The sequence below is a fragment of the Trichothermofontia sp. genome (assembly GCF_053493415.1).
Genome location: NZ_JBRCAD010000048.1, coordinates 1 through 25,700 on the forward strand (window position 1 = coordinate 1; position 25,700 = coordinate 25,700).

Annotated in this window: 20 protein-coding genes; 7 read left to right on the plus strand and 13 right to left on the minus strand. The window is 52.9% G+C overall.

What is annotated here, in order from left to right; genetic code table 11:
• Together ACWIUF_RS04340 and ACWIUF_RS04345 are read left to right on the plus strand one after the other, a co-directional pair.
• Positions 1-191, plus strand: a 191-nt coding sequence (locus tag ACWIUF_RS04340) for a hypothetical protein (protein WP_448571011.1), incomplete at its 5' end; no start/stop codon positions are given.
• Between the two features lie 407 nt (positions 192-598).
• Entirely contained in the window at positions 599-1,945 is a 1,347-nt protein-coding gene (locus tag ACWIUF_RS04345) for a homoserine dehydrogenase (protein WP_448571012.1), read from the plus strand.
• A gap of 63 nt (positions 1,946-2,008) precedes the next feature.
• Here ACWIUF_RS04345 and ACWIUF_RS04350 read toward each other — a convergent pair whose 3' ends face one another.
• From ACWIUF_RS04350 to ACWIUF_RS04390, 9 genes are all read right to left on the minus strand, one after another.
• Positions 2,009-2,176, minus strand: coding sequence for a hypothetical protein (locus ACWIUF_RS04350; protein ID WP_448571013.1), 168 nt, complete (start codon positions 2,174-2,176; stop codon positions 2,009-2,011).
• Between the two features lie 18 nt (positions 2,177-2,194).
• Positions 2,195-2,395 (minus strand): DUF2283 domain-containing protein, encoded by a 201-nt coding sequence (locus ACWIUF_RS04355; RefSeq protein WP_448571014.1) that lies wholly within the window; start codon positions 2,393-2,395, stop codon positions 2,195-2,197.
• Positions 2,392-2,640 carry a DUF4258 domain-containing protein gene (locus ACWIUF_RS04360; protein ID WP_448571015.1) on the minus strand — a complete coding sequence of 83 codons (249 nt, stop codon included), beginning with the start codon at positions 2,638-2,640 and terminating at the stop codon, positions 2,392-2,394. Before ACWIUF_RS04360 ends, ACWIUF_RS04355 begins: the two co-directional genes overlap by 4 nt.
• Complete coding sequence (locus ACWIUF_RS04365) at positions 2,637-2,822, minus strand: hypothetical protein (protein WP_448571016.1); 186 nt, start codon at positions 2,820-2,822, stop codon at positions 2,637-2,639. Before ACWIUF_RS04365 ends, ACWIUF_RS04360 begins: the two co-directional genes overlap by 4 nt.
• 9 nt (positions 2,823-2,831) lie before the next feature.
• Positions 2,832-3,041 (minus strand): DUF2283 domain-containing protein, encoded by a 210-nt coding sequence (locus ACWIUF_RS04370; protein WP_448571017.1) that lies wholly within the window; start codon positions 3,039-3,041, stop codon positions 2,832-2,834.
• Between the two features lie 23 nt (positions 3,042-3,064).
• Positions 3,065-3,292 (minus strand): hypothetical protein, encoded by a 228-nt coding sequence (locus ACWIUF_RS04375; protein ID WP_448571018.1) that lies wholly within the window; start codon positions 3,290-3,292, stop codon positions 3,065-3,067.
• Positions 3,280-3,585 (minus strand): hypothetical protein, encoded by a 306-nt coding sequence (locus ACWIUF_RS04380; protein WP_448571019.1) that lies wholly within the window; start codon positions 3,583-3,585, stop codon positions 3,280-3,282. Before ACWIUF_RS04380 ends, ACWIUF_RS04375 begins: the two co-directional genes overlap by 13 nt.
• Entirely contained in the window at positions 3,582-6,977 is a 3,396-nt protein-coding gene (locus ACWIUF_RS04385; protein ID WP_448571020.1) for an Eco57I restriction-modification methylase domain-containing protein, read from the minus strand. The genes ACWIUF_RS04380 and ACWIUF_RS04385 overlap by 4 nt, the downstream gene beginning before the upstream one ends.
• Positions 6,978-7,093: 116 nt before the next feature.
• On the minus strand, positions 7,094-10,360 hold the full coding sequence (locus tag ACWIUF_RS04390) for a helicase-related protein (protein ID WP_448571021.1): 3,267 nt from the start codon (positions 10,358-10,360) through the stop codon (positions 7,094-7,096).
• 564 nt (positions 10,361-10,924) lie between these two features.
• On the opposite strand from ACWIUF_RS04390, the gene ACWIUF_RS04395 reads away from it, so the two are divergent.
• Positions 10,925-11,245 (plus strand): hypothetical protein, encoded by a 321-nt coding sequence (locus ACWIUF_RS04395; protein ID WP_448571022.1) that lies wholly within the window; start codon positions 10,925-10,927, stop codon positions 11,243-11,245.
• 54 nt (positions 11,246-11,299) lie between these two features.
• Here the strand turns inward: ACWIUF_RS04395 and ACWIUF_RS04400 are convergent, their stop codons facing one another.
• Both ACWIUF_RS04400 and ACWIUF_RS04405 read right to left on the minus strand, forming a co-directional pair.
• Positions 11,300-11,794 carry a hypothetical protein gene (locus ACWIUF_RS04400; protein WP_448571023.1) on the minus strand — a complete coding sequence of 165 codons (495 nt, stop codon included), beginning with the start codon at positions 11,792-11,794 and terminating at the stop codon, positions 11,300-11,302.
• Between the two features lie 50 nt (positions 11,795-11,844).
• Positions 11,845-14,073 carry a transglycosylase SLT domain-containing protein gene (locus ACWIUF_RS04405; protein ID WP_448571024.1) on the minus strand — a complete coding sequence of 743 codons (2,229 nt, stop codon included), beginning with the start codon at positions 14,071-14,073 and terminating at the stop codon, positions 11,845-11,847.
• A gap of 483 nt (positions 14,074-14,556) precedes the next feature.
• On the opposite strand from ACWIUF_RS04405, the gene ACWIUF_RS04410 reads away from it, so the two are divergent.
• The 3 genes from ACWIUF_RS04410 to ACWIUF_RS04420 all read left to right on the plus strand — a co-directional run bounded on the left by ACWIUF_RS04410 (position 14,557) and on the right by ACWIUF_RS04420 (position 17,134).
• Entirely contained in the window at positions 14,557-15,519 is a 963-nt protein-coding gene (locus ACWIUF_RS04410; protein ID WP_448571025.1) for an orange carotenoid-binding protein, read from the plus strand.
• 142 nt (positions 15,520-15,661) lie between these two features.
• Complete coding sequence (locus ACWIUF_RS04415) at positions 15,662-16,450, plus strand: fatty acid desaturase (RefSeq protein ID WP_448571026.1); 789 nt, start codon at positions 15,662-15,664, stop codon at positions 16,448-16,450.
• Positions 16,451-16,807: 357 nt separating this feature from the next.
• The gene (locus ACWIUF_RS04420) at positions 16,808-17,134 is read left to right on the plus strand and encodes a hypothetical protein (protein ID WP_448571027.1); all 327 of its coding nucleotides are present in this window, start codon (positions 16,808-16,810) and stop codon (positions 17,132-17,134) included.
• Between the two features lie 383 nt (positions 17,135-17,517).
• Here ACWIUF_RS04420 and ACWIUF_RS04425 read toward each other — a convergent pair whose 3' ends face one another.
• Both ACWIUF_RS04425 and ACWIUF_RS04430 read right to left on the minus strand, forming a co-directional pair.
• A complete protein-coding gene (locus tag ACWIUF_RS04425; protein WP_448571030.1) occupies positions 17,518-22,344 on the minus strand; it encodes a PAS domain S-box protein in 4,827 nt (1,608 codons plus the stop codon).
• Between the two features lie 773 nt (positions 22,345-23,117).
• Positions 23,118-23,246 (minus strand): hypothetical protein, encoded by a 129-nt coding sequence (locus ACWIUF_RS04430; RefSeq protein ID WP_448571028.1) that lies wholly within the window; start codon positions 23,244-23,246, stop codon positions 23,118-23,120.
• Between the two features lie 113 nt (positions 23,247-23,359).
• Here ACWIUF_RS04430 and glgA point away from each other — a divergent pair.
• Positions 23,360-25,700 (plus strand): glycogen synthase GlgA (glgA, locus tag ACWIUF_RS04435; protein WP_448571029.1); only part of this gene is annotated, 2,341 nt, incomplete at its 3' end.

The following is a 25,700-nucleotide window of genomic DNA, read 5'->3' on the forward strand; positions in this document are numbered from 1 at the left end:
TCCCTGGTCCCATCCCGCCCGCCGAGACCTCGCCGACTCCCCTGTCCCCGCCCCCAGGAGAGGGGGCGCAACCGGCTGAGGCGACCGTTGCGGCGATACCTGAGGCGGTGACGGCTGAGGCGATCGTGCCCCCCTTGCCAGCGACTAACCACTACTTGATCGATCTGGCCTTTGAGGGGACTACGGATTAGCGGGAAATTTGCCAGGGTTATTCTAGTAGACTGTCAAACTTAATTGAGTAGGTTGGGGCAAACGCCATGTGTGTTGGGCCTCACCCAATCGACACCAACCGACAATCTTCCATTTTAGAAATGACAGACCCCTAGCACAACAGCTCATAACTTTCCCACAGTTTGTAGTGTGGGCTTTAGCCCACCACGCCTGAAGCCGTTACTCCCACAGTTTGTAGTGTGGGCTGTAGCCCACCACGCCTGAAGCCGTTACTACAAACATGGCGGAATTGACGATCGGGTCCACTTGCTGCGCTGCCACCGGCAACGTTACGATCGTTGGCGTCTTCAGGTAAGCGTCCTGGCGGGAATCCCGCTAGGAAATTCCCCGGTAATGGCACAATGGGGGGGATAAGCGTGAGGGAACTATGGCGATCGCAGCGGGCGTACTCAAGATTGGATTACTCGGATTAGGGACGGTCGGGAGTGGAACTGCCGATATTCTGCTCCATGCCGATCGTCGCCATCCGCTCTTACAAAGCTTGACAATCCACCGTGTGGGGGTCCGCAGCCTCGATAAGCCCCGCCCGGTAGATCTGCCCGCTAGCATCCTGACCACCGATCTGGAGAGCATTGTCACCGATCCTGATATTGCTATTGTTGTTGAGGTGATTGGGGGGTTGGAACCGGCCCGCAGTTTGATCCTGAAGGCGATCGCCCACGGTAAGCATGTGGTGACGGCCAACAAGGCGGTGATTGCCCGCTATGGCGATGAAATTTTCACGGCGGCGGAAAAAGCCGGGGTATATGTGCTGGAAGAAGCAGCCGTGGGGGGCGGCATCCCCGTCATTCAACCGCTCAAGCAAGCCCTGAGTGTCAACCGGATTCGCACGATTACGGGAATTGTCAACGGCACCACCAACTATATTCTGACCCGGATGCGGGGGGAGGGGGCTGACTTTGCCGAGGTGCTGGCGGACGCCCAACGGTTGGGCTATGCCGAAGCGGACCCGACGGCGGATGTGGATGGTTTGGATGCAGCGGATAAGATCACGATTCTGGCTTCGTTGGCGTTTGGTAAGCGGATCAAGCTGGATGAGGTCTACTGCGAGGGGATTCGCCAGATTAGTGCGGCGGATATTGCCTATGCGGAACGGCTGGGCTTTGTGATTAAGCTCTTGGCGATCGCGGAGCAGGATTGGGAGCAGCCAGGAGCCGATGGTGAACCGCCCCGCCTTTCGGTGCGGGTCCATCCTACCCTGTTACCCCACTCCCATCCTCTGGCTAGCGTGAATGAGGTGTATAACGCTGTCTTGATTGAGGGGGAGCCGATCGGACAGGTGATGCTCTACGGTCCTGGTGCGGGGTCTGGCCCAACGGCGAGTGCAGTGGTGTCCGACATCCTTAACATTGCGGCGTTGCTAGGGATTACCCCAGTGTCCCAGGCGGGTCCGCTGCATCCGCTGCTGGCTCCGAGTCACCAACAGGGGTGTCGAGTGAGTGCGATCGCTGATCTCAAGACCCGGTTTTATGCCCGTGTCCTCACCCAGGATCAACCGGGTGTGATTGGTAAGTTGGGGACTTGTTTCGGCAACCACGGCGTTAGTTTGGAGTCGGTAGTGCAAATCGATCTGCGGCAGGGTCGGGCTGAGATTGTGGTTGTGACCCACAATGTGCTGGAGCGCAACTTCCGGCAGGCCCTTGCGGAATTGCAAACTCTAGATGTGGTGTCCCAAATTCCCAGCGTGTTGCGGGTCCTAGCGGACAACCTTTAGCGATCTCTCGATGAAAATTCTCAATTTATTCATTTTGAAGTGTCGTATCGGGACTTTCCTGGGTTAAGCCATGACAACTTCGCGATCGCTGAGGCTGTAGAGGCGGGCAACACTATCGTCAATTTTGGCTTCGTAGGCGGTGACGGCTTGCCCCTGAGCGGTGAGGCACTGCTGGAGGAGGGTTTTGATGCTGCCTCTGTCGGCGGGTGAGGTGGGGACAATGAAAACCAAAATATTTACTCTCCATCATTAGGCTGTTGTTTCTAAAAGAATTTGTTGCCAGGAGTTAGGACTGCGTTCGCTAATATAAAGAACTTCAATGCCAACGACTTTACCCTCAGCATTGTAATCCAAGATAATGCCGTCGCTCACTTCTTCGGACTCGACGATCTCCGTATCATCCAAACGTAGGGACAGGGCATCATCGTCTTTATGAACAGTTAGCTTCATTTGAGTCTCCTATCAAAAAAGAGGGTTATCACTCGGTTTGGAGAAACGCTAGGGTTAACAATGACGCGCAGCCAACGATCGCCAAAATCTGGAATCTGCTTTAAATAGTGGGTGTTGCCGTGAGGATCGGCAAGGGGCAAAAGCCGATCAGGAGCAGACAGTGTTTCGGCGAGCCAGGATGTTTGAATGTTCCGCTCTTGCATTTGGAAGCGGGCGTGGTCAGAGAGTTCAAACCCGTTAATCATTTACCCTGCTTCTCCTCAATGCGTTCCCGATCGCGATTGCTGAGACCGTGGAGGCAGGCAATGCTGTCGTCAATATCGGCTTTGTAGGCGGTGACGGCTTGCCCCTGGGTAGTGAGGTACTGCTGGACGAGGGGTGGCGATGCTGGCGCTGTCGGCGGGTGAGACGGGGATTTGTGAATCACCTGGGTACCTCATCCTCCAGTAAGTTGTGCAACTAGTGGATGACCTTTGGCAAGACGGCTCACATTGAGGATAGAAAAGCCGATCACATTGCCGTCTGTATCGACGCGCTCCATGATGGCGTCATGGTCGGTTTCGCGCATATAACCAGGAGCATCGGAGAATTTTACCTCTAGAAAATCGGCTTCTGGGTCAAACCAAACGGTTACAGATTTTGCCATAGATCGACTCCTTGGCTCCTTGCCTAAACCCTTGCAGTGAGTCGCCCCATTTCAATGCTCACGGTGTCAAAGCGATCGTCGTTGGGGTGATAGGCGAGGATTTCCATGCCAATGGGTTCGCCGGTGGTTTCGTCTTTAATTAAAATCACCCCATCCCCCAGTTCGGTTGCAATTTGATTTTTGCGCGGGGGTTGCCAAAATACCGTGAGTAATTCCATCTCTGGCTCGTAGTAGATTTTTATTTGTGCCATATTAAGTCTCCTTCTTTGATTGCGTCTGTTTGGTAGGCTGTGATCAGGAACCCGTCTCCGTTGAGTTGCCGCGCTACAGCCACAACCCAACGTTTTACTTTGAGGGCGAGATAAAACAAAACGATGTTGGGATCGCGGCTGCTCTGACGGATTGCATCTGGATGGGTCAGGGTTTGGATGACCTCGGCTTCCAGGTCAGCGATATCTGGATGTTTGATGATCAGTTTTTGCCAGTATTCTTCAGAGGTGCGAACACGAAAGCCTAACGGGGTGAGGATTTCAAATTTACTCATCTCTCCTTCCCCTCAATGATGGCGCGTTCTGCATCGGTGAGGCCATAGAGCCGTGCCACAATTTCATCAATTTCGGCTTCGGCGGCGGTGACGGCTTGTCCCTGGGCGGTGAGGCACTGCTGGACGAGGGTTTCGATGCGGGCTTTGTCGGCGGGTGAGGCCGGGGGAATAGGGATTTGAGTAACGTATATTGATTTAAATCGTTTGAAATCTCCACGCACTGAAGGACAAATTTGATCGATAAAGAATTGAACAGCCGTAGAATTAAGAATGCCTACTAAATAGCTTGAATTTTCTGGAATGATGAATAAAGTGCAATCAGGGTAGAGATTGTTGGTATCAAAAGTAAATTCACAACGAGCAGCAATATCTGGATAAATAATCTTCGATCGCTCAAACTCCTGCCAGTAGGTGGCGGCACATCTTTGCAGTGCATACCATTCATACCGAATGCCTGTTTCAGCTTTATTTCGATTAGAAAGTTCCGTTTTGAAACCTATCAAATGATTATAAATAGCTGGATATTGTTTTCTGAACGCTTGCTCTGCTTTTTCAGATGCACCTTCAATAGTTGGATCAAGATGTAATGGAAAATGCCAAGGAATAAACATTAGCCACAACTCTTGATAATCTACTGTCCAGCGTTTCACATCGCGTCCCCGCAGAAAGGGTTTGAGGACTTCGGCAGAGGAGGAATGTTCGGCAATTAGTCGATCGCGGGTTGCACGATCGACGACAAACGCTTCATTAAATCCTGTTTTTATCCCATAATAAAACCGATTGTTAACATACTCACCCAACGGGGTCCCTGCCTCGCGTAGCTTTTTCAATAAACTTAGGGCCGTCTCATCCACAAACTGCCAACCCTCAGCCGTTAGTGCTGCTTGGGGCATAGCAAAACTTTCCGACTGAACCACCGTTTCAAATTGGCTAATTGCTTGCCCCATCTCCCAGTTCAACACCTTAAACGTATGATTCTTGGGTTCCGCTTTCCGAGTAATTACGATCGTGGGATAGGCGATCGCGGCAAAAACGGGCGCATCACCAAAATCAATAATTTGCTGAATTTGTGTATTTTTGATCAAATATTCACGTAACTTCTTGCCATATCCCGCTCGGAAATACTTATTAGAAGAAATATAGGTTAAAACACCCTGTTCCCGCAGTAACCTCAAACCACGTTCATAGAAAAATACATATAAATCCGCCGTCCCTGTAAAACAGTCATACTGTCGCTTAAGCTCATCCTTAAGATGCTTAATTTGCTCCTGGCGCACATAGGGTGGATTCCCAATCACCACGTCAAACCCGTGATGCTTTCGGAACACTTCATTAAAATAAATCCGAAAATCAAAAGTATCAGCACTCCCTGTCAATCCTTGAATAAGAGATTTAATTTCCCGATTAAACTGCGTTTTACGTTCAGAATTCGTCTCATTAAAAAAATCGAGCATCAATTGATCAAGCTGATCTAATTGCTGATAGTTCAGTACATTGCCCTGATATTTTTTCACTTCTCCTCGTTGATCGACCCCCAGCAACGAGTTACCACAAACGATTTTGTAATCCAGGTTGGGCAAGGGTTTGATGCGGGTGTAGTCGTCCTCATCCACCACCAGCGACAGCCACAACCGCAGCTTGGCAATATCCACCGCGCCCGGATCAATGTCTACTCCGTAGATCGAGGACTGAATGGCATGACGTTTGAAAGCATAAGCAGTTCTCCCCTCTCCCTGGGGAGAGGGGCCGGGGGTGAGGGTCAAATAGGTCGTCAACACCCCCCGCACCTTCACAATCTCCTGCATCATTCCCACCGGAAACGCCCCCGACCCGATCGCCGGATCACAAATCTTAATCTCAGCCAGCGCCGCATCGATAGCCGCCGCATTCACCCGTACCGACTCCGGCACCTGAAACTGATACGTCCGCGTTTCCGCCCCCCGTTGCACCACCTGCGCATCATTCGCGATCGCCCCTTCCCCCTGCCGCACTAACCGCTCCAAATCCCCACGCGGCACCCGCTCCTCATACTCATCCAGAGTCAGCGGCAACTGGCCCGACGGCATCACCGGCAACAAACTCCTCTGCTCCAAGCGAGGCGGCAACAACTCCACCGCCCGTCGATTCACCCTCGTATCCAGATAGTTAATCAAACTCTCCTGACACATATAATGGACAATTTCACGCGGCGTATAGAAGGCCCCTTTAGATTTGCGATCGCTCACCTCCAGTAAATTTTCAAATACCTTCCCCAACATCTCCGGATCAACCGCCACCTCCTGCTCCAACGGCTCATCCTCCCGCACCGTAAAATTGTACTCATCAAACGTTTCTAAAATCGCCTGAATCGTCCCATTCCCAACCAAAATTGCCGTCCCTTGCCAGTCATAACCCCCGATCGGCTCAAATAACCCCCCATTCAAAAACGGAATCTTACAAGGCTGTCCACATCCCGGCAACGCATATAACGCCTCCGCCCCGCGATCAGTTGCTAACGCTTGATAAAATAACGGCTCCAACACATCATTAAAGAAATTGTCATACACCACATTTTTCCGCTCAAACAACCGGCGCAAAAAGTCCTTCGGTCCACTGCCCCAAGCCTGCCCCGGCTCCACCCCCAGCCAACCCTTCTTTTGCAGAAAATACAGAAAAACAATCTGCCCCAACAGCTTCTTAGCAAAATTCGCCGCCTCAATCCGCTTACGACCAAAATCCGCCGCGATCGCCGCATCCGCCTGAATCAACCCCTCTAACTCATCCCGAACCCGTAAAAATAACCCCTTATAACGCTCGAAAAACTCCCGCGTCACCGACTCAATATTAAACGCCGCCACCAACTCATCCAATGTTGGATTCTTAGCATCATTTAATAACAACGGTAATAACTGCTGCTGCGCCGTATGATTCGGTTCATTTTGCCCAACTAAAAACGACGATCGTCGGGCCGCCGTCAACTCCTTACGCGGCTTATAATTCCCATCCGCCTGCACCTCCAGACGATACTCTAAGCGCACCAACGAAAACCGCCAATCCGTTGCCTCATCCGTATAATAAGCCACCAACGCCGCCTCTCTTTGCCCCCGATCCTGGAGATATTGGGCCATAAAATTACGCTGCATCGTCCGCGCCCGCTCCAACGTATTAGAGCGCCTTAACCGCACCACTAAAATATCGATCGTATTCCCATCCGGATCAACATATTGACCAATGCGCTTATACTGACGCACCTGATCCTTATAGGCATCCTTAATCAGATTTCCCTGGGCCGTAAACGCCTTCGCCTCATTCAAATCATGGACTAAATTACGGGCCAACTGCCGAAACTGCGCCTCATCAAACGGACGTTGTAATGTTTCCCGCAGTAACCGTACCGCTGCGCTTCTTTCCATAGCCGCTTCCTACCCTCTCACTAGCAGCAATAATCCCTTATGATTAATCATTTTTGTGAGATCTCGCAGATTAGCAATGATTTATTAACGATTCAGATATTCCGATATTCCGGTACTCAGGTATTCCGATACTCAGGTATTCCGGTATTCGGGTAAAAATACTCCGACAACACCACCTCACGACTCGTCCCCCACTCTGGCCGCTCCTGACGCTCCGGCTCTGCCAACAAATTGTCCGGCACCGTCCGCCTTAAAGCACTCAATAACTTCAACGGTTCCCCCGCGATCGGTTTCAGCGCCTCCTGAACCTTCTTCGCCGTCTGCTTTGGAATCCGCCCCGCCTCAAACGCCAAACGCACCGCCTTTAGAAACGCCTCATCACTATCCGTAAACCCCTTAAACTGGCGAACCTCCCGCGACTTCAGACATTGCATCACAAACTTGTCCGCACTACTGCCCCCCCGACCACCTACTGGGGCCACCTCCGGCATCCAATCCGCCGCCGCAAACGCCTCCTTATTCTGTTGCAGCCACGCATAATAATCCTTGGGAATCGGTAATTTGGGCGTATCCGGTTCGCACCGTAACCAATCCGCCGCCTCAAAAAAATCCACCGCCCGCGCCGACTCCGCCGCCGACATAAAAAACTGCTTCAGCGCCCCCTCCCGGAAAAACGTCAACACCTGCGCCCGCTCCAAATCCGCCATTCCCGGCTCAATTGCTCCCTGCCAGCGTCGGGCCGTGCGAGCCTTACGGGGCAAACGCTTAATCGTTTCAAACAGATCCGGCTGGTGATCGCGAATTTGCCGTAGCAATTGCAAATATTCTAACTCCGATCGTTCATCCGCCTCCGGTTCGCGATCGTAACTCTCCCGATTCGTCAACAACCGATAAAGGCGATCGCCAAATAACTCATGGGTTGTCACTTCCTCCTCATCGCTCAGGTATTTGGCATCCTCACCCAACGTATCGTGAAACGCCTGAATCTTGGCAATAATATTTTCCTCTAACCCTAATTGCGCCTCCGATTGCGCCGTCGGGAAACAGTTGAAAATATACACCTGCTCATGCACCGTTCCCACCCGATTAATCCGACCCACCCGCTGCAATACCCGCGTGGGATTCCAGGGCAAATCATAATTCACCACCCCATTCGCCCGGTGCAGGTTAATCCCTTCCGCCAACACATCCGTCGTAATCAAAATCCGAATCGCATCCGACTGCTGGGGATGCTTAGGATCAAAATTCTCCAGAATCAACTTCTTCGCGATCGCAGGATTATGACTCACCGGCTTACCTGTTTGGTTATACACCCCGCCCCCACTGGCATAAAACATCACTTCCTGGGGAAATTCCGCATCCAACCGGGCATAGAGGTGATCCCCCGTTTCCTTAGATTCCGTAAAAATAATCAACTTTTGCCCCTGAAGTTGGGGACGGGTGCGAAGATCCACAACAAACTGATTCAACTTTGGATCATCATCCAGTCGTTCCCATAATGCCTGAATATCCTGCAAAAGAATCAAATCTTGCTGAAGACTGGGCAGAAACTCATCGCTAAAATCTTCAGCCGCATACTGTTGGACAATATCCTTTTCCAGTAATGCTAACAACTCATCTGGATCATCCCGTTCGAGCAGATCATACACATCCACCTGCTTGCCAATCAGGATCGTACCCTGCTCCACCATCGCAATAAATCTTTCATAGGAAGTAATAAACCGATCCAGGGTTTGCTTAAATGCATAAAAACTACTTTCCAACCGCTTCACCAAAATCGCTCGCATAAACCCACCAATATTATGTTGAGCTTGGCTAGTAAAACTGGTAACCTCTGCCTGCAAATACAATAGCGGCGTATAACGAGCATAGCAAAGTCGTCGCAATAGCTGGATAGTTTGATTAAACACCCATTCCGTCTTATCATCAAACTGATAAATAATCTTCTGCGGCTCCGCTACCCTGGGAAACATCAACCCCTGCTGATTCAGATCCTCAGCATAATAATTCATGATTTCCGTGCGAGTCCGTCGCACCATAACATGGTTTAATATCTTATTCCGGACCTCTTGGGAAACTGCTTTGAGCGCGCTTCCGTAGCCAGGATCATCCTTGCTATACTGATCTAAGCGCTTTTGTAGTTCCTTAAAGAACTGTTCTAGATTTGGAATCCCAGGAATCGTACTCTTCCGAGGTGGTTGAAATAACTTTAGTTGACTGAAAATATCACTAATGCGGTTATTCAAGGGTGTAGCCGAAACCAAAATTACCTGTTTACCAGCACAGATTTGAACCAGGCGATCGTAGGCTTGGGTACCCTCATTACGAAACCGATGGGCTTCATCAATTAACACATAACGAAATTTACTTAAATCCCGCTGCAATAAGAGATTTAACTTGCCTAGCGACTCCACTTCATAGCCACGAATTCCAAACTCCTGAAACGTTTCGCGCCAATAGTCCCGTAATACAGGCGGACAAATAATTAAAATCCGCCCCTGCAACTGTTGCGCTAATAAGGCCGAAATATAGGTTTTCCCCAACCCCACCACGTCAGCTAAAAAGACACCACCATAGGCATCCAGAATTTTTTTCGCAGACGTAACCGCCTGTCGCTGATAGGACAACTCCATAAACCCCGGCGGTAAATAGAGATCTAGATCATCCTCATCCAGGTTAATATCTTCCTTAAAATACTCATACAAAAACTTTAGGTACAACTCATAGGGCGTAATCGTATCATTGAGCCAAGTTCGTTGCTGAATCGTTTCAACATAATCAACAGAAATATCCACTGCATCCGCCCAAAGCGCCTCAAACTGCGCTAAAGCAAATTCCACATCGGCCCGATCCTTCAGTTCCACATTAAACTCCCGGTTAGCCACCAACCCAGACCAGGAGAAATTACTAGAACCCGTAATCACCCGCCCAAAATCGCGATCGTCCGCATGAAACCGACTGATATATACCTTGGCATGGAGATTCGCACTGGGGTAAGCTTTAATCACCAACTGCCCCCGACGAATAAATTCAATAAATTTCCGTACTCCTAATTCGATCGCATAATTGTCCTCAGCTTGGGCCATTTCTGCTGCTACCTGAGCCGTCACCTGTTCCTTGGTCTGTTTATGGGACTCAAAATCCAAACTAATCTGACCCGTTGCCGCCTGAATCAAACTAAATGCCTTTTGATCCACCGTCAGACCCACTAAAATCCGAATCTGCTCAACAGTTTCCAATGCCTCATACAGTTGATGAAAACCACTGGTGCGAAAATAACCAACCAAGACATCTAAATATTGAGCATCTGGCAAAGTTTTCTTGAAGCGATCGAGTAACGTCGCCCCTGGTTCATTGGTAAAAAAGGTCAGATCAGTTCCCATTCGCCACGTCCAAGTTTTCGCCCCCGTTACATCACCCGCGCATCACTCGCGATCGCCTCGCGCCAGTGATGGGATCGATCGTTATCATACCCTCTTTGGCTCAAGTCGGCGTTACCCGACAAATTGCGGAGTTTTGGATTTATGCTTTTGCCATTGAGCTATTCATCCAGATTGTGTGACAAAACTTTACTATCGAGGGATGACAGAAGAAAACGGCAAACCGAAGGTGGGTCGAAGTGCCCGACTGTTGGGAGTTAGGCTTGGCGTTGATTAGGCCAAAGGTTACAATGCTGCTGGAGAAGTACGAGATGGCATTAGCCAACACACGCAACGATTGGGAAAAGGTAGAAGAAAATGACCTGGGCATTTAGTTTATCGGCTGAATGTGGGCCAGACTCGATCGCCGCTGAGGAATTTGCCCAGCATTTTGATGGTTTGTTCTGGACTCTTAGCAACGGTCTTTAAGCCCAATGCCATGCCGCAGTTTTTCAAGATACTGAGGCAAACTGGTGGTGTCAGGCTTGCCCAGATAATATCAGTGATGTGGGAATTAATGCACCTGGCATGGCTTATCAGATGACGGAGCTAGGCATTCTGCTCTATCAGCGGTTGCAGTTTGCCCCACCCTTTCGTTATGCCCTAGTGGGTGTGGAGGTGGATGAATTTAGAACCTATCGTGAGTTGATCTCAGAGACAACGCTTCCGAGTTTCCCCGGCTTGGTCTTAGCTGAGACGGTTTGGCGATCGCTCGGCGGTTCGACGGTTTTCCGTCCCTTTAGTCCGGGCTACGTTTGGCAACCCTATGAAGGCGAAGTCTACAAACCGCTAACCGTATCCCCCGACTTGAAGAATAAGCTGAAGGCGTTGCTCGTATTTGCCGCATGAATTTTAGGCACCATTTCCCCTTTACCCTTGTTATATGCGTATGACAATAAAACACTACCCTTGAGGCGAAATATTCTCAAATCCTAGAATTTCCCATCTATTCATCCTTTTGTAGTCTTCATCGTTAAAGTTTTTAAGATCGAACCACCGAAAAGAAACATCTTGACGTTTACCACCATCTCGCTTGGGCTGTTTGATATACTCAGAATAGACTTCTGAAACTCTTTCAGACAAAACATCATATTCATAAATATAGTAATCGTTACTTTGATCAGTCTTTAGATTGACAAGGACAACAAATAAGTTTGGATTTTGTCGCTTCGTACATATATCGGTATTCAAACGCCATCCTTGTTTATTCTGCAAAGACATTGTTTTAACCTGAATAGAAACAGTCTTTATGCCTAAAGGATCAGTGGCAATGATATCAAATAGAGGGTTATTTTTAGGCGTAATCAGGGCCAAAATATTGCGACGACATAATTCAGCGCAGACATAATATTCGCCTGCTGCTCCAACCATATTCTTGGAGATTTCATCGATCGCCATGACCTTCTTTAATCAGAACAAAGTAGAACAGTCTCTTTATGTCGCCTCTTTTACTGACTTGCCTCGAACCTCAAGGCCAATACCGCCTGTTGTGGCGACTTCTGGGCCAACTGTTGCGCAATCTGGGGATTATAGAGCCGTAAATAATTCCAATAATTCCCAAACACCGACGTAACATAACCCTGGGTTTCCGGATAGGGAATTTGCTCCACAAACGCATCCGGATCGCTCAAACCAAACCTATCCAACCAACCGCCCACTGCCCCCGGTCCCGCGTTATAACTCGCCACCGCCAACAACGAATGGTTTTGATACTCGCGATGGGTATAGTCCAGATACCAGGTGCCTAACTTGATATTGTCATTGGGATCTTGCAGCTTAAAACTCGGCAACTGAATTTGTTGAGCAATCCAATCCGCCGTCTCCGGCATCACCTGCATTAACCCCAATGCCCCCGCCACCGATCGAATCCCCGGCATAAACCGCGACTCCTGCCGAATCAACGCCGTCACCAACAACGGATTCAACTGCCGTTCCGCCGACCAACTTTTAATCGGCTCCACAAACGGGAACGGATAAAGCGCCTGCCAATAATCCGCCGTTTGCTGAATTCGCTTAACCTGTTCCTGCTCCGTCGCCTCCTGCCGATTCGCCAAACTCGACAGCATATAAATGCCATCCAGATTGTCGCCAATCCCCAACCGGATCAGACCATCCGTATATTGCTCCCGCACACTCGGCTGTCGCGCTGTCGTGAACTCCACCTGCCACAGCGTCCACGTATCCCAATTTTGGCCGAGTTGATAAAGTTCCTGAAGCGTTTCCGACCCCGCTGCCAACCCAGGTCGTGTCACGGGCTTTTGAATCTCTGGCGTCAGCGATCGCACCGTCGTGAAATCCCCCACTGGCCAGCCCAAGGTTGAAGCCGCCCGCCATGCATAGTAGGAATCCGGATGCTCCCGCAAAATATAGTCAAACGCCGCCTGTGCCGCCTTGGGTTGCCCTAACTGGCTCGCCCACTTACTAATCCAGAACGCCGCCTCCGGTGCCCGCTCACTCGCCGTATTGTTCACCGTAATCGGCTGCGCCCACGTCCACGCCTCCTGGATCTGGCCCGCCTTCGCCTTCCCCCACGCCGTCTGCCAGCGCCATTCCGCCGTCGCATCTGCTGCGGGATACTTTTCCATCAGGGTTTGACGCACCTGAGCCGCCGATTGGGCACTCCCCAGGGCATCCAGGTGTTTCGCCTTCGCTAACAGGGCATCCGGGGCCTGGTCTGGGAACTTGGCGATCGCCTGATCCAGATACCCGATCGCCGCCTGGGAATGGGGAGCCAACGCCGCCAGCCGCAACAATGCCCGTCCCGCCTGGGGACTATTCGGGAACGTTTTCACCAGCTTTTCATAGCCCGCGATCGCCGCCCCCGTCCGTTCCGCCAACTGGGCACCCCGCGCCGCCCGCCACAGATTTTCTGGATTCGCCGGAGCCTTGGCATAGGCCGCCGCCGCACTGCCATAGAACTGCTTTTCCCAATAGCCGAAGCCCACCGCTTCCCAATCCGCTGGTTTTAACCGGCCACTGTGTTCCTTTACCAACTGATCCAGCAAACTCGTATAGTTCGTCAGGTAATGGCCATGTGCCGCCACCAGCAGCAAGAGGGGCAGGGATTTTGGATCAGCCGCCAGTCGCTTTTGGGCAATCTCCACCGTGCGGGGATGGGATGGGAACTGGGCGATCGCCTGGTCCCAATACGGGGGTTGGTCCTTCCCCAGATGGAAGAGTGCTTCCGCCGCATTAGGATGATCGCTGTAGCGCTCCAACAACGACTGCCATGCCGCCGTCGCCTCCCCCGTCAGGCCACTCACCTGGTACGCCTGGGCCTGCTTCAACGCCACATAGGGAGCCAACACCGGATAATCCTGTTCCAGCCCTTCCAGCCACGGCAACGCCTCCGTTCCCTGCCGCCCGTCAATCAGATCACTGGCCAGCAGATACCGGGCCTGTTCGCGATCGGGCGACTGCCGTCCCTGGGCAATTTCTAATAAATAGGGATACCGGGCCTCCCGGCTCAGGGGGACCAACCGCGAGACCTGGGTAATTTCCTCTGTCAGCAAAGGTTTCACCGTTGACACAGACGGTTGCCCCCACGGTGTCCACCATCCATCACGGTTAACACGGGCCGCTGCCCCAACCAGAACCGCACCGATCGCGATCGCCAGCCCCACACTGGCAACCCGTGGCAACTGCATTTTCTTCGCTGACTTCGATGGCCGTAACATAGCGCCTTGCTCTCTTGGTAATCCCGTGTAATCCCGTGTAATCCCGTGGAGCCCTGTCCTAATCTCAGCTTCACGCCGTGGGCAGGTTGACCCAGTTCCCCTACCCTAGCGCACCCAAGGCCACGATCGTCGCGGCGGTTGAGCTTGGCCCCTAGCCCGTGCGATCGCTGCCGTACCCCTTCCAAAGACCTGTAGATAATAACGATTCTGCCCCTGGGCTGCCAGTCATTCCCCCCATACCCACTTGTCTCGCCCTCCCGGTGACTTGCCGATCGTGACGGGCGATCGGAGCCGGTCAGTCATCAAAATTCGGATAATGTAAATTTTTTTGGCGAAATATTAAAATTTGTTTACAATGGAAGCAGCTTATTTTGCCCCATACCCCATCGGAATTGGGGGAATAGGTGGTTATGAGGTTGCCACTGCCCTTGGGTGGGTTGGTGACTGCCCTAACGTTCTACTTAAACGCAGGAAGAGGATTCTATGCCATTTACACTTGAAGCCGCCCGTGGGATTTTTCCCGAAACCCTGGCTGCTGATGCCGTCCCCGCGACGATCGCTCGCTTCGCTCAACTCAGTGCCGAAGATCAACTAGCGCTGATCTGGTTTGCCTACCTGGAAATGGGTAAAACGATCACGATCGCCGCTCCGGGTGCCGCCAGCATGGTCGTTGCGGAGCGAACCCTTGAAGAAATCGCGGCCATGCCTTTCAAGCAGCAGTCGCAAGTGATGTGTGATCTGGCTAACCGGGCCGATACCCCCATTTGTCGTGCCTATGCCACCTGGACACCCAACATCAAACTTGGCTTTTGGTATCAATTAGGGCAATGGATGGAAGCGGGTAAAGTCGCCCCTATTCCTGAAGGTTATCAACTCTCTGCTAACGCCGCCGCCGTGCTTCAGGCGATCCGTAACCTCGACTCAGGGCAACAAATTACTGTGCTGCGTAACGCTGTGGTAGACATGGGGTTTGATCCCAACAAGCTGGGCAGCTTTAACCGCGTGGCGGAACCCGTGGTTGTGCCCACTGCCTATGAAAAGCGCACGAAGGTTTCCATCCAAGGGGTTACCAATCCGACAATCCTGAGCTACATGGATAACTTGAATGCGAATGACTTCGACGCGCTGATTGATCTCTTTTTACCGGATGGTGCCCTGCAACCGCCCTTTCAACGCCCGATCGTCGGTCATGAAGCTATTCTGCGCTTTTTCCGCGAGGAGTGCCAAAACCTGAGGTTGATGCCCGAACAAGGGGTGGAAGAACCCAAAGACGCGGATGGCTTCACCCAAATCAAGGTTACGGGCAAGGTGCAAACGCCCTGGTTTGGCAATGCGGTTGGGATGAATATTGCTTGGCGTTTTCTCCTGAATCCTGACAATAAGATTTTCTTTGTGGCGATCGATCTCCTGGCCTCGCCGAAGGAATTGCTGAACCTCGTTCGCTAGTGGTAGTCACGATTTTAGTCGTTGCAGGCTGAAGCCTGCACTACAAACCTTGCAGACATACAACAGAAGTTTCCTGGGGGCGAAGCGATTCGCTCCTAGGATATTAATGCGTTATGAAAATGTTAATGCGTTAGGAAGATGAATGGTTCAGAGTGGGCAAAATCTGACGGTGAACGGTGGGTCGTGCGGTGAGCGTTGGCTAGGCTTAGGGATCGCGGTCGGGTTACTGGCAGCATGGCTGCTGAGTTTCGGTATCCTGGCACATTATCCCCCGCACCTGTGGTCAGGGTTTGGTCTGGGAGTCGCGATCGTCCTGCGAACCCTCCTCCAAACGGGGTTATTTATTGTTGCCCACGATGCTATGCATCAGAGCCTCTTGCCCCAACATCTGCGTCTGAATCATGCCCTGGGTGCGATCGCCCTATTTAGCTACGCGGGCCTTGATTACCCATATTGTCGTCACCATCATTTTCGGCACCACCAAAACCCAGGGCAAACCCAGGATCAGGACAGTCGCGGCCAAGGTCGGGGGCCTGCGATCTGGTACTACCAGTTCCTCACGAATTATCTGGATACCAGGCAAATGCTACGGTGTTGCCTAGTCGTTCTTATCTTATTGAGTTTCTCCTATCTGTGTGACCGCAATCTTCAGGAAAGTTGCCTCAAGGTTTTGTGTTTTTATCTGTTACCCCTATTCCTAAGTTCTCTTCAACTCTTTATTTTTGGGACGTATCTACCCCATCGTAAGATAGCGGGTGAACCCAGAAATATACACCATAGCCGTAGCTTAGCCTATCCGCCGTGGTTATCCTTTCTGGCGTGTTATCACTTTGGCTACCATTGGGAACACCACGAATATTCCCATTTACCCTGGTACGAACTTCCCAAGATCCATCAACAGCTTCTCAAGGGGAGAGAACCTGCACAGTAGTCGATCGCTAGGGCGATCCTAGCGATCCTTCGAGTGGGCTTTACAGCACTTCCATATTTAGTGAGATACAGACAAGGGGCTTAAGCCCCTTGTTTACAAGGCTTGACAGTACTTCATTAGGGAGGGAACGGCTGTATCCGATCATCCTAGTTTTTTCCATAGCTTTTGCTACCGTTTTCACAACATCACTCGCATTCTCTAGATACTGCCTAGAAATAATGCAATTTTTTCCATAGAGAAAGCGATCTTATTGTCGCAAGTGTTTTATAATACTAAAGTCGTTCATCCGGTTTCCTAATCATTGGGAATTAATGCTGGTTTGTATTGCAGGCCGGATTTATTTTTAATGTTCTTAAGATGCCTTTAGAAAGTTTATCTTGGTCAGATCAAGAGGAGCAAATTGCCCGCCAAGTGTGTGAGCTAGCCTATCGTCGAGAACTGAGTGCCACCTTGGCCTATGTCCGTCAAGTTGCGGCGACGATCGATAGTCCCGACGCCCTTTGGCAACTTCATGATTTCCTCAGCGCCAAACGCCATGAGATGGATGGTAAATATGATGCGCGATCGTCGATGCTCATCTTTGTTTTTGCCGATCTGATAAAAAATGGCTGGATTTCCTTGGAAGAACTGCAAGGTTTGGATAAGGAAAAGTTGACTAGAATTGCAGCTTTAACGCGTATATAGCTCACGATCGAGGCTGACTGCGGGCGAATGACGCTATAGCGGTAGTCACGCTCATTAGGACATTTCAAAGGCTGTGATCAACAAGGGGCTTAAGCCCCATGTCCTAACCTGAATGACGATGGCTATAGGAGGCTGCCGTAATTGAGCCGTTGGTAGCGCCAGGAGCCGTCAAACAGAGGGGCGCAGGACGGTCCTACGGGGGGGTGTCGCACCAGTTCCGTCGCATTATCCCCGTGACGAGCAGGCGGCTGAGCACTCCCTTGCCATGCTGGCTCTAGCTTCTAGTACAGCAAACATAAAGTTTCGCAACGTTCGTAGTGCCGGCTAAAGCCAGCACTACGAACGTTGCAGAATTTACTTTTCGAGCTACTAGCACAGTGTGATTATCGTGTTAAAGCCCGCTCTAGGGTTTGCGGTAGTTCCACCGTAAAGCACGTCATCCCGGCTTCACTTTCCGCCCAAATCCGGCCCCCCAGTTGCTTGACCCGCTGTTCCACAAGGGCCAACCCTAAGCCTGTCCCCCCATACTTCCAGGGATCGGCGCTGGGCACACGGTAAAACTTTTCAAATAGATGGGGCAACTCTTCCGGGGGAATGGTAATGCCGGAATTACTGACCGTGAGATACACCTGGGCCGCCTGGGCCGACAGTTGGACGCGGATGACTTGTCCGGCGGGGGTATATTTGCAGGCGTTATTGAGCAGTTCCTTAAGAATATGTTCCAGATAGATACGATCGGTCGTGATCAAGGGCAGTGTTGGCTCGATGTCAATAAAGAGGCGTTGATTCTGGCTACGAATGCGATCGTCAAATAGCTCCAGCACACAGGGTAGCCAGGTGTGTAAATCGAGGACGGTCAGTTCTAAGGAAACCCGGCCCGCCTCTAAGCGAGAGAGGTCCAACAGATCGTTCACTAGGTTGAGTTCCTCTTGATATTGATGGCGCAGGATTTGGAGATAGCTGATCGCCCGATTCGGCGTCAGGCGCAGGTTAACCTCCGCGTTTTCTTGGAATAGGTTGGGTTGGGTGAGAAACAACTCCAACATTTGAATTGCATTGTTCATATTCGACAGGGGCGTCCGCAATTCATGGGAAATCGTACTGAGAAAATCGTCCTTGAGCCGATTCAGGCGGCCTAATTCCTCTACCTGGGCCTGGGCGGCGACATAGAGCCGTGCCTGTCGAATGCCGATCGCGCAATGGTTAGCCACCTGTTGCACGAGTCGGACTTCCGAGTCGCTAAAGACGTGGGACTGGCGTTTGAATAACCAGAGATCGCCGATCACCCCCTGATCGTCCACGATCGGGTAGGCCAGGATGGCATATTGGCGGCGAACGGGCCGTACGATCCCTGAAGCAATAAAACAAAAGTGACAGTACTCACTCTGTAGAAGTTGGGCATACACCGCTGCCTCAATCCCCTCGGCTAAGGGGATCGAGGTCCCTTGGGCGGGTGGCAAGTTCTGGGTGTACTCATGGCGGATTGTCGAGACCGTGTGTTCGGTGTTGTAGATCCCGGTGTCACAACAGGCGAGGTTAAGGCCCAGGGCCAATTCCTGGACGGCAGCTTGTAGGATTTGATCCTCGTCGATCGATCGCCGCACTTTATCCGTAATACGTTGCAGGAGGGCCTCAAAGTGGAGCATTTGCTCTAATTGGGCCGTGCGTTCCTGGACTTGTTGCTCTAGGCTCTGGTTCAGTTGTTGGACGGTTTGATAGAGTTCGGCTTGCTGAATAGCAATGCTAATTTGTCCCACCAGTTGCAGCAGGAGCGCTATGCCGATCTCTGGCCACGATCGCGGCGCGTGACAATCATGGGCTACCAATACCCCCCACAGGGTGTCGCCATGCCGGATGGGCACCATCAGCATGGCCCCAATCTGGAAAAATTCCAGGAAGTCCTGGGTTGCTGGCGGCAGGTCCAACGCTTGAAGGTCGGCAACGGTGTAGGGTAATCCGGCCTGGAGGTCAGCCAGTATGGACGCCGACTGGAGCCACGGGTCCCGCAGCAGCCACCCCAGCATCGACAGGCACCCCGTACTCACGGCTTCCGCCCGTACGGTTACGTCATACCCCGTTCGCACCGTGTTGCCCTCAGTCGCTTGACCCGGCCAAGGGGTGGCATCGATATCAATGGCGGGATGGAGTTGATAGACCAACACCCGATCGACCTGGAGGAATTGGTGAACTTCCACCACCGCCGTATTCAAGATCTGATCTAACTCCAGGGATTGATGGATATGCTGGGTCATCAGGCGCATCAGGTATTCCTGTTCGCCCTGGTAACGCAGGGTCGCTTCCGCTTGCTTCTGTTGGGTAATATCGCGAACAATACCCGTCATTTGCGGCGGCCCATCCGGCAGCCCATCCTGCTCGGTCGTAAAAACCGTTGCCCACAGAGCCACCCAGCGTTCCTCGTGGTCGGGCAGTTGTAGGCGGTATTCCAAATGGCAAGGGGTCTGCTGGGCGAAGCTGGCGGCGATCGCCTGGGTGACCCGATCGCGATCGTCGGCATGAATGCGCTCCCAAAGGGCCGCCTGATCAATGCGGTTGTCGGTTGCGGTCAGGCCGTAGATAGCTTGGGTCCGTTCTGACCCGGTTAGCCAGGGAGCATCGGGCGCCAGCCATTCCCAGGTACCCAGCGCTGCGGCCTCCAGGGCCAGACGTAACCGTAGTTCCTGGCTACGCAGGTGTTGTTCCGCTGCCCGTTGCTCCGTAATATCCGAAAAGGAGATGACACTGGCCTGGGGGGTTTGGTCATCGGCCTGGAAAATCGGTTGGGCATTGACCAACAACCATCGCAGGTGACCATCGGGTCGATAAATCCCCATGATCACGTGGGATTGGGGTTGACCCGTGCGCAGGGCAACCACCAACGGGTAATCCTGGACTAAAAAGGGAGAGCCGTCCTCATGAATGGTCCACCAGATCAGCTCAGTTGCGGTTTTGCCCAGGAGCTGATCCTGGGGCAATCCCAAGATCTTTTCAGCAGCCGTATTACAGGCAATGATTTGGCCATCGGCCTGTTGCAGGATAATCCCCTCGCTAATCGCTTCCACCACCGAACGGTAGCGGGCCTCACTTTCCCGCAAGCGCCTTTCCGATTGCTTGAGTGTCGTCACGTCCTCAATCAAGACATAGAAGCCGAGAACCCGGCCATCGGTATGGCGGTGGGGCACATAACTGACGTGGACATCATGCGCTTGCTGGTGACAATCCGGCAGGATCGCGTCAAAGTCCACGGGTTGGCCCCGGAGGACGGTGTGGATTTGGGCTTGGACCTGGCGATAGTAGGGTTTTTTGAGGATGGTGTGCATCTGACGCCCCACAATGTGGTCACGATCGCGGCCAAACCAATTGGCATACTGCTGATTCACAAACTGGTAGCGTTGTTGAGCATCCACATAGGCAATCAGGCAGGGCACAGAATCCGTAATCAGACGAATTTGGGCTTCCCGCGCCTGAAGGGTTGCCTCGGCTTGTTTGCGATCGCTAATATCAAAGGCAATCCCCAGGGTTGCGGTTTGACCAGCTAACTCAATGGGCCGATCGCTGAAGGCCAGCCAACGCTCTTCACCCGATTGGGTCAGGATTTTGACCTCGATTTGCGGCGGAAGAGGGGCAAGCTGGGTTGAGGGAGAAGCCCCAGCCCGGGCGGGGTGAACTGAATCGGAGCCGGATGGGTGAGGGGTGAAGGTTCGATACCTCTCCCAAAAGGACTGCCGGAAATCGGGGTGGATAAGGGTATCCAGGGACAGGTTGAGGAGTTGCTCACGCTCGTAGCCCGTGATGACCGTGGCACTGGAGTTCACATAGAGGATATCCGTATCCTGGAAAATCAGAACCGCTGCGGGTAGGGCCTCGGTCAAAGTGCGGAATTGTTTTTCACTATCGCGCAGGCTTTTCTCGGCGAGCTTGCGATCGTGGATATCCTGAACCGTGCCGAAGATAAGCTGGGGTTGGTTGGCCCCAGGGGTGGCCATCAAGGTTTGGCAACTGTGCAGCCAGCGCCATTCCCCATCCGATCGCAAAAATCGGAATTCGGTTTCCAGGGGGGTGTCTTGGCCGGAAGTAATGAATGGTTGCAGCGTTGCGACTACCCGATCGCGATCCGCCGGGTGAACCCAGTCCAGTAGCTCGGTTGCCGCCAACGCCTGAAGCTCCTCCGGCAAATACCCCATTAATTCCGTGATCCGGGTATTGATATAGGTAATTTGCTGGGTGGACAGATCATAGAGATAGATGATGTCGGGTGAAATATCCAGGATTTGCTGATTAAGCTGCTGGCTCGCTTGTAATTCCTCCTCTACCTGTTTGCGATCGCTGATATCCACCAGCACGCCGCGCAATTTCACAGGTTGCTGTTGCACCTTCACCACGGTTACAAAGTCGCGAATCCAGACCACCGCTCCCGTTGCCGTCAGCATCCGGTACTCAAAGTGAAAATCATCCTCCACCTGGCTAAGGGAAAAACAAGTCGTCACCGCTACCTCGCGATCGTCGGGGTGAATGCTTGCCTGCCACAGGCTGGCATCCGCTAGCCACTGGTCTGGGGTATAGCCGAGAATTTTTTCGAGTTTCTGGCTGACAAAGGTAAAGCGCTCACTGAGAAGGTCAAATTCCCACACAATGCCATCCAGCGAATGCAACAAATCTTCGTAGCGTGGTTGGGCCTCGCGGGCGCTTGTCTCGGCGACTAGGGTGGTGGCAGCAGCGACGTGGGGGGGGATCTCCTCGGCACCGAGTGGCTCGGCGATCGTTTGCAATTGCCACAACTGATGCCCTGGGATGAAATCGTCATGCACGGTCGATCGCACGTACCAAAGGCTACCGTCTTGCCGGTATAGGGCCAATGGCATGGGGGTATTGGGGGCGATCGCAGACGGTAACGGCTGATCAGCATAGGCTTCCAGGACTGTCCCTAAGGGCGGAGGCGGAGGATACGCCGGAGGCGACATTCCACCCGTAGGTAGCCCATTAGGATGCTGCACCAGGGCTGATAAACGCCGATTACAGAGGTCCGCCGGGGCATAGCCCAACCCAACCCCAGCGGCTGGATTCGCCGCCACAATTTCCTGCCCCGCCGTCTGCACCAGTAATAACCCGTCCGATGCCAACTCAAACAGAGTCTGCGCCTGGGCATCCATTAAGCCCGACAACGCTGACTGATCCCGACTCGCGGGGGAATGGGAATGGCTGGCCTTGGGCATCACAACCGACACCTCGCGAGCAGCAAACCCGTTGGTGTTACCAGGTCAGCAGGGGTGAGGGTAATGGCTACATAGTTTTGACTAAGGGGGCGGAGAACAGTCATCACGAATCCTGGTTATCCATCCATGTTGATCCTACGCATAGCCGCACGATTTCTCTGGCAAAGGTGAAAAAACGTCAAGAAGGATACCGACAAAGTCTAGCGAAATGGTCCTATGGGCAGGTTACCCTCATCGTCTTCAGTCTTAGAATTCCCTTCGTGCTAACCGAAATCGCCTAAAACCCTGAAATGCCTCGCGAATCTTCATGTAACAGGCGGTGTCGGTAAAGAAAAATGAAGGGGCTGACTGTTACCTGAGCGTGATGAGCCATTAATCCTTGATGGTCTAGTAAACCTAAGTCATGCCTAAAATGACGGATTGTCGGTCGATGTCGAGCCTGCGAGACCCAACCTACCCAATCAACTGCCCAATCAACCTTGACAGACGACTCGTCAAAAAAACGACTCAAAAACTCCCCACTACGGATGGCTCCGAAGGAGGCGTGAGACCAAGACTAAAACCACAACGATGATTTCGTGGCTGCCAGGGGGTTAAAACTGGGAGGATTAGCCCCCAGATGCCCGATGCCAAAAGGGTTGAGCAGGCGGAAGGGGCCACCGGTATTGGCGAAGTCCCATAACGAACCCCTCAAACGAACCCCTCAATAGATCAGCAGATCAGCCTGTGGGTTAGCTCTGGGCGTCGGGGCGCATGGGTTGGTAGGGGGATCATCATTGCGGCCCCCGATCGGCCCCCACGACTACCAGGGACGATGCCAATCGCCTGGGGCTAGGCCGTGAGGGGGGAGGACGATCGCCGTGATAGTGGCGGAACTCACGGGTGAGAGTGGGCTTACCCACGGGTGATGGTGGCGCAAAGTGCGCGTGATACCGATCAAGACCAGGACTATTAGGGGAGGGATCTCGCACGCATCCTTCCGGTTATAGTGAGTGAGGGAATACGGGAGTGAATTATGCGGATTTTGTTTGTTGCAGCCGAAGCTTCCCCGATCGCGAAGGTGGGGGGGATGGGTGATGTCGTTGGCTCACTACCCAAGGTGCTGCGGGCGATGGGGCATGATGTCCGCATTTTCCTGCCCTACTACGGCTTTTTACCCGACAAGTTAGAAGTGCCGGGGGAACCTATCTGGGGCGGGATGGCCATGTCCCAGGGCTTTGCGGTCTATGAAACCCGGCTTCCCAACACGGATGTACCGCTCTATTTGCTGGGGCATACAACATTTTTGCCCCGCCGGATTTACTACGGTGAGGATGAGGAGTGGCGATTCACCTTTTTTGCCAATGCCGCAGCGGAATTTGCCTGGAACTACTGGAAACCCCATATTATCCATTGCCATGACTGGCACACGGGTATGATCCCGGTTTGGATGCACCAGACCCCGGATATTGGCACCGTCTTTACGATTCATAATTTGGCCTATCAAGGACCTGGACGCGGCAAATTAGAAAAAATGACTTGGTGTCCTTGGTATATGCAGGGACATAATGCAATGGCTGCTGCCGTCCAATTTGCCGATCGCGTGAATACGGTTTCACCCACCTATGCCCAGCAGATTCAAACCGCAGCCTATGGGGAACGTTTAGAGGGCTTACTGTCTTTTATTAGTGGTAAACTATCCGGTATTATTAATGGTATTGATACCGAGCAGTATAATCCTGCGACCGATCGCCACATTGCGAAAACATTTACCGCACAAACCCTCAACGATCGCCTTGCTAATAAGGTAGCCCTTCAGGAAGAAGTGGGCCTAGAAATTAATTCCCAAGTCTTTCTCATGGGTATGGTGGCCCGGTTAGTGGAGCAAAAGGGTCTGGATTTGTTGTTCCAGATTATCGATCGCTTCCTCTCCTATACCGATGCCCAGTTTATCCTGTTGGGGACAGGTGAACGCTACTACGAAAACCAGGCATGGGAATTGGCGAAGCGTTACCAGGGCCGGGTGGCGGCGTGTTTGCTCTATAACGACACCCTTTCCCGCCAAATCTATGCGGGGTCGGATGTATTTTTGATGCCTTCCCGGTTTGAACCCTGTGGCATTAGCCAAATGATTGCCCTGCGCTATGGCTGTGTTCCCGTAGTGCGGCATACGGGGGGGTTAGTCGATACGGTTTTCCACCACGAACCCGCTGCCCAATCGGGGAATGGCTATTGTTTCGATCGCTATGAACCGCTGGACTTCTTCACCTGCATGGTTCGCGCCTGGGAAGGGTTCCGTTACAAGGATGCGTGGCGGGCACTGCAACAACGGGGCATGGCCGCCAATTACAGTTGGGATCAGTCAGCGCAGGCGTACCTGAAGCTCTACGAGGCGATCGTGCAGGAAAATCCTGACATTGCCGCGTCGGTAGCCGCCCTCCAGGCCACGGAAGCTACCGTGGCCATGCCCCCAGAACCCGCCACTAACGCGTCCAGCCCGATGGCGGAAGCTGAAGCCGCCGCGATCGGCCCAGACCCATCGACGGCTCCTGTTCCAGAAGCCTCGTCAGAAACTGACGCGGCGATCGCACCGGCAATGTCCCCAGAGCCTGCCGCCGAGGGGGGACCCCCCGCCGTCGAGCCAGCAGCCACACCTGGGGTGGTGACTGAAGGCCTGCCTAGCCCGGTGACTGACATGGCTGAGGATACGGATATTGCTGAGGATGAGGCAGGGCTAGGTGAGGCTCCCCCCGCTGCCCAGGCGATCCTGGCTGAGACAACCCCAGCCAGCGAGGATCAGGGCATCCAGGAACCCATGCCTGCTCAAGATACCCCAGCGATCGTGGAGCCAGCCCTGGCCGAGGAGCATGACTCCCAGGCTGGGGCTGTGGTGCCAACAGCGGCTGAGGCGCGGGGAGCTGAGGCGGCTGAGGCTGAACCCGTTGTCGGTGAGGCAGATCCCACTGGGACTGCCGACGGCCCTCCCCCTGGGGCAGGATCACCCCCGATCGCCGACTCCCCTGAGGATCTGGCGGAGGTGATGCCGGATGCGGTTACGTCCCCCACCGACACCGCCCTAACGGCAACCCCAGCCATCGCAGCACCTGTGGTTGAGCAAACCGAAGCGCAAAGTGAAGTGCAAACCGAAGCGGCTCCACCCATAGAATCAGCCTTGACCGCGATCGCAGCCGAGGCCCCAACGCCAGAGGCGCTCACCGCCCCAATTGCAGATGAACCAACCGGGGACGAATCCGCTCCCACCGCGTTGGCGAGTCCCCCTGGGGAAGATTCTTCACTGGTGGCGGCTGAGCTAACCTCGCCAGCAGCCGTTCCCCCACCAGAGACAAACACCCTAGCCGCGATCGCCGCCCCGCCAT

Bases quoted from the DNA above. Each gene is read 5' to 3' on its own strand.
- ACWIUF_RS04425 (WP_448571030.1), bottom strand. From the start codon at position 22,344: ATGCCCAAGGCCAGCCATTCCCATTCCCCCGCGAGTCGGGATCAGTCA.
- ACWIUF_RS04360 (WP_448571015.1), bottom strand. From the start codon at position 2,640: ATGATTAACGGGTTTGAACTCTCTGACCACGCCCGCTTCCAAATGCAA.
- ACWIUF_RS04395 (WP_448571022.1), top strand. From the start codon at position 10,925: ATGGCTTATCAGATGACGGAGCTAGGCATTCTGCTCTATCAGCGGTTG.
- ACWIUF_RS04370 (WP_448571017.1), bottom strand. From the start codon at position 3,041: ATGGCAAAATCTGTAACCGTTTGGTTTGACCCAGAAGCCGATTTTCTA.
- ACWIUF_RS04410 (WP_448571025.1), top strand. From the start codon at position 14,557: ATGCCATTTACACTTGAAGCCGCCCGTGGGATTTTTCCCGAAACCCTG.
- ACWIUF_RS04385 (WP_448571020.1), bottom strand. From the start codon at position 6,977: ATGGAAAGAAGCGCAGCGGTACGGTTACTGCGGGAAACATTACAACGT.
- ACWIUF_RS04345 (WP_448571012.1), top strand. From the start codon at position 599: ATGGCGATCGCAGCGGGCGTACTCAAGATTGGATTACTCGGATTAGGG.
- ACWIUF_RS04355 (WP_448571014.1), bottom strand. From the start codon at position 2,395: ATGAAGCTAACTGTTCATAAAGACGATGATGCCCTGTCCCTACGTTTG.
- ACWIUF_RS04415 (WP_448571026.1), top strand. From the start codon at position 15,662: ATGGTTCAGAGTGGGCAAAATCTGACGGTGAACGGTGGGTCGTGCGGT.
- ACWIUF_RS04390 (WP_448571021.1), bottom strand. From the start codon at position 10,360: ATGGGAACTGATCTGACCTTTTTTACCAATGAACCAGGGGCGACGTTA.
- ACWIUF_RS04380 (WP_448571019.1), bottom strand. From the start codon at position 3,585: ATGAGTAAATTTGAAATCCTCACCCCGTTAGGCTTTCGTGTTCGCACC.
- ACWIUF_RS04375 (WP_448571018.1), bottom strand. From the start codon at position 3,292: ATGGCACAAATAAAAATCTACTACGAGCCAGAGATGGAATTACTCACG.
- ACWIUF_RS04420 (WP_448571027.1), top strand. From the start codon at position 16,808: ATGCCTTTAGAAAGTTTATCTTGGTCAGATCAAGAGGAGCAAATTGCC.
- ACWIUF_RS04400 (WP_448571023.1), bottom strand. From the start codon at position 11,794: ATGGCGATCGATGAAATCTCCAAGAATATGGTTGGAGCAGCAGGCGAA.
- ACWIUF_RS04405 (WP_448571024.1), bottom strand. From the start codon at position 14,073: ATGTTACGGCCATCGAAGTCAGCGAAGAAAATGCAGTTGCCACGGGTT.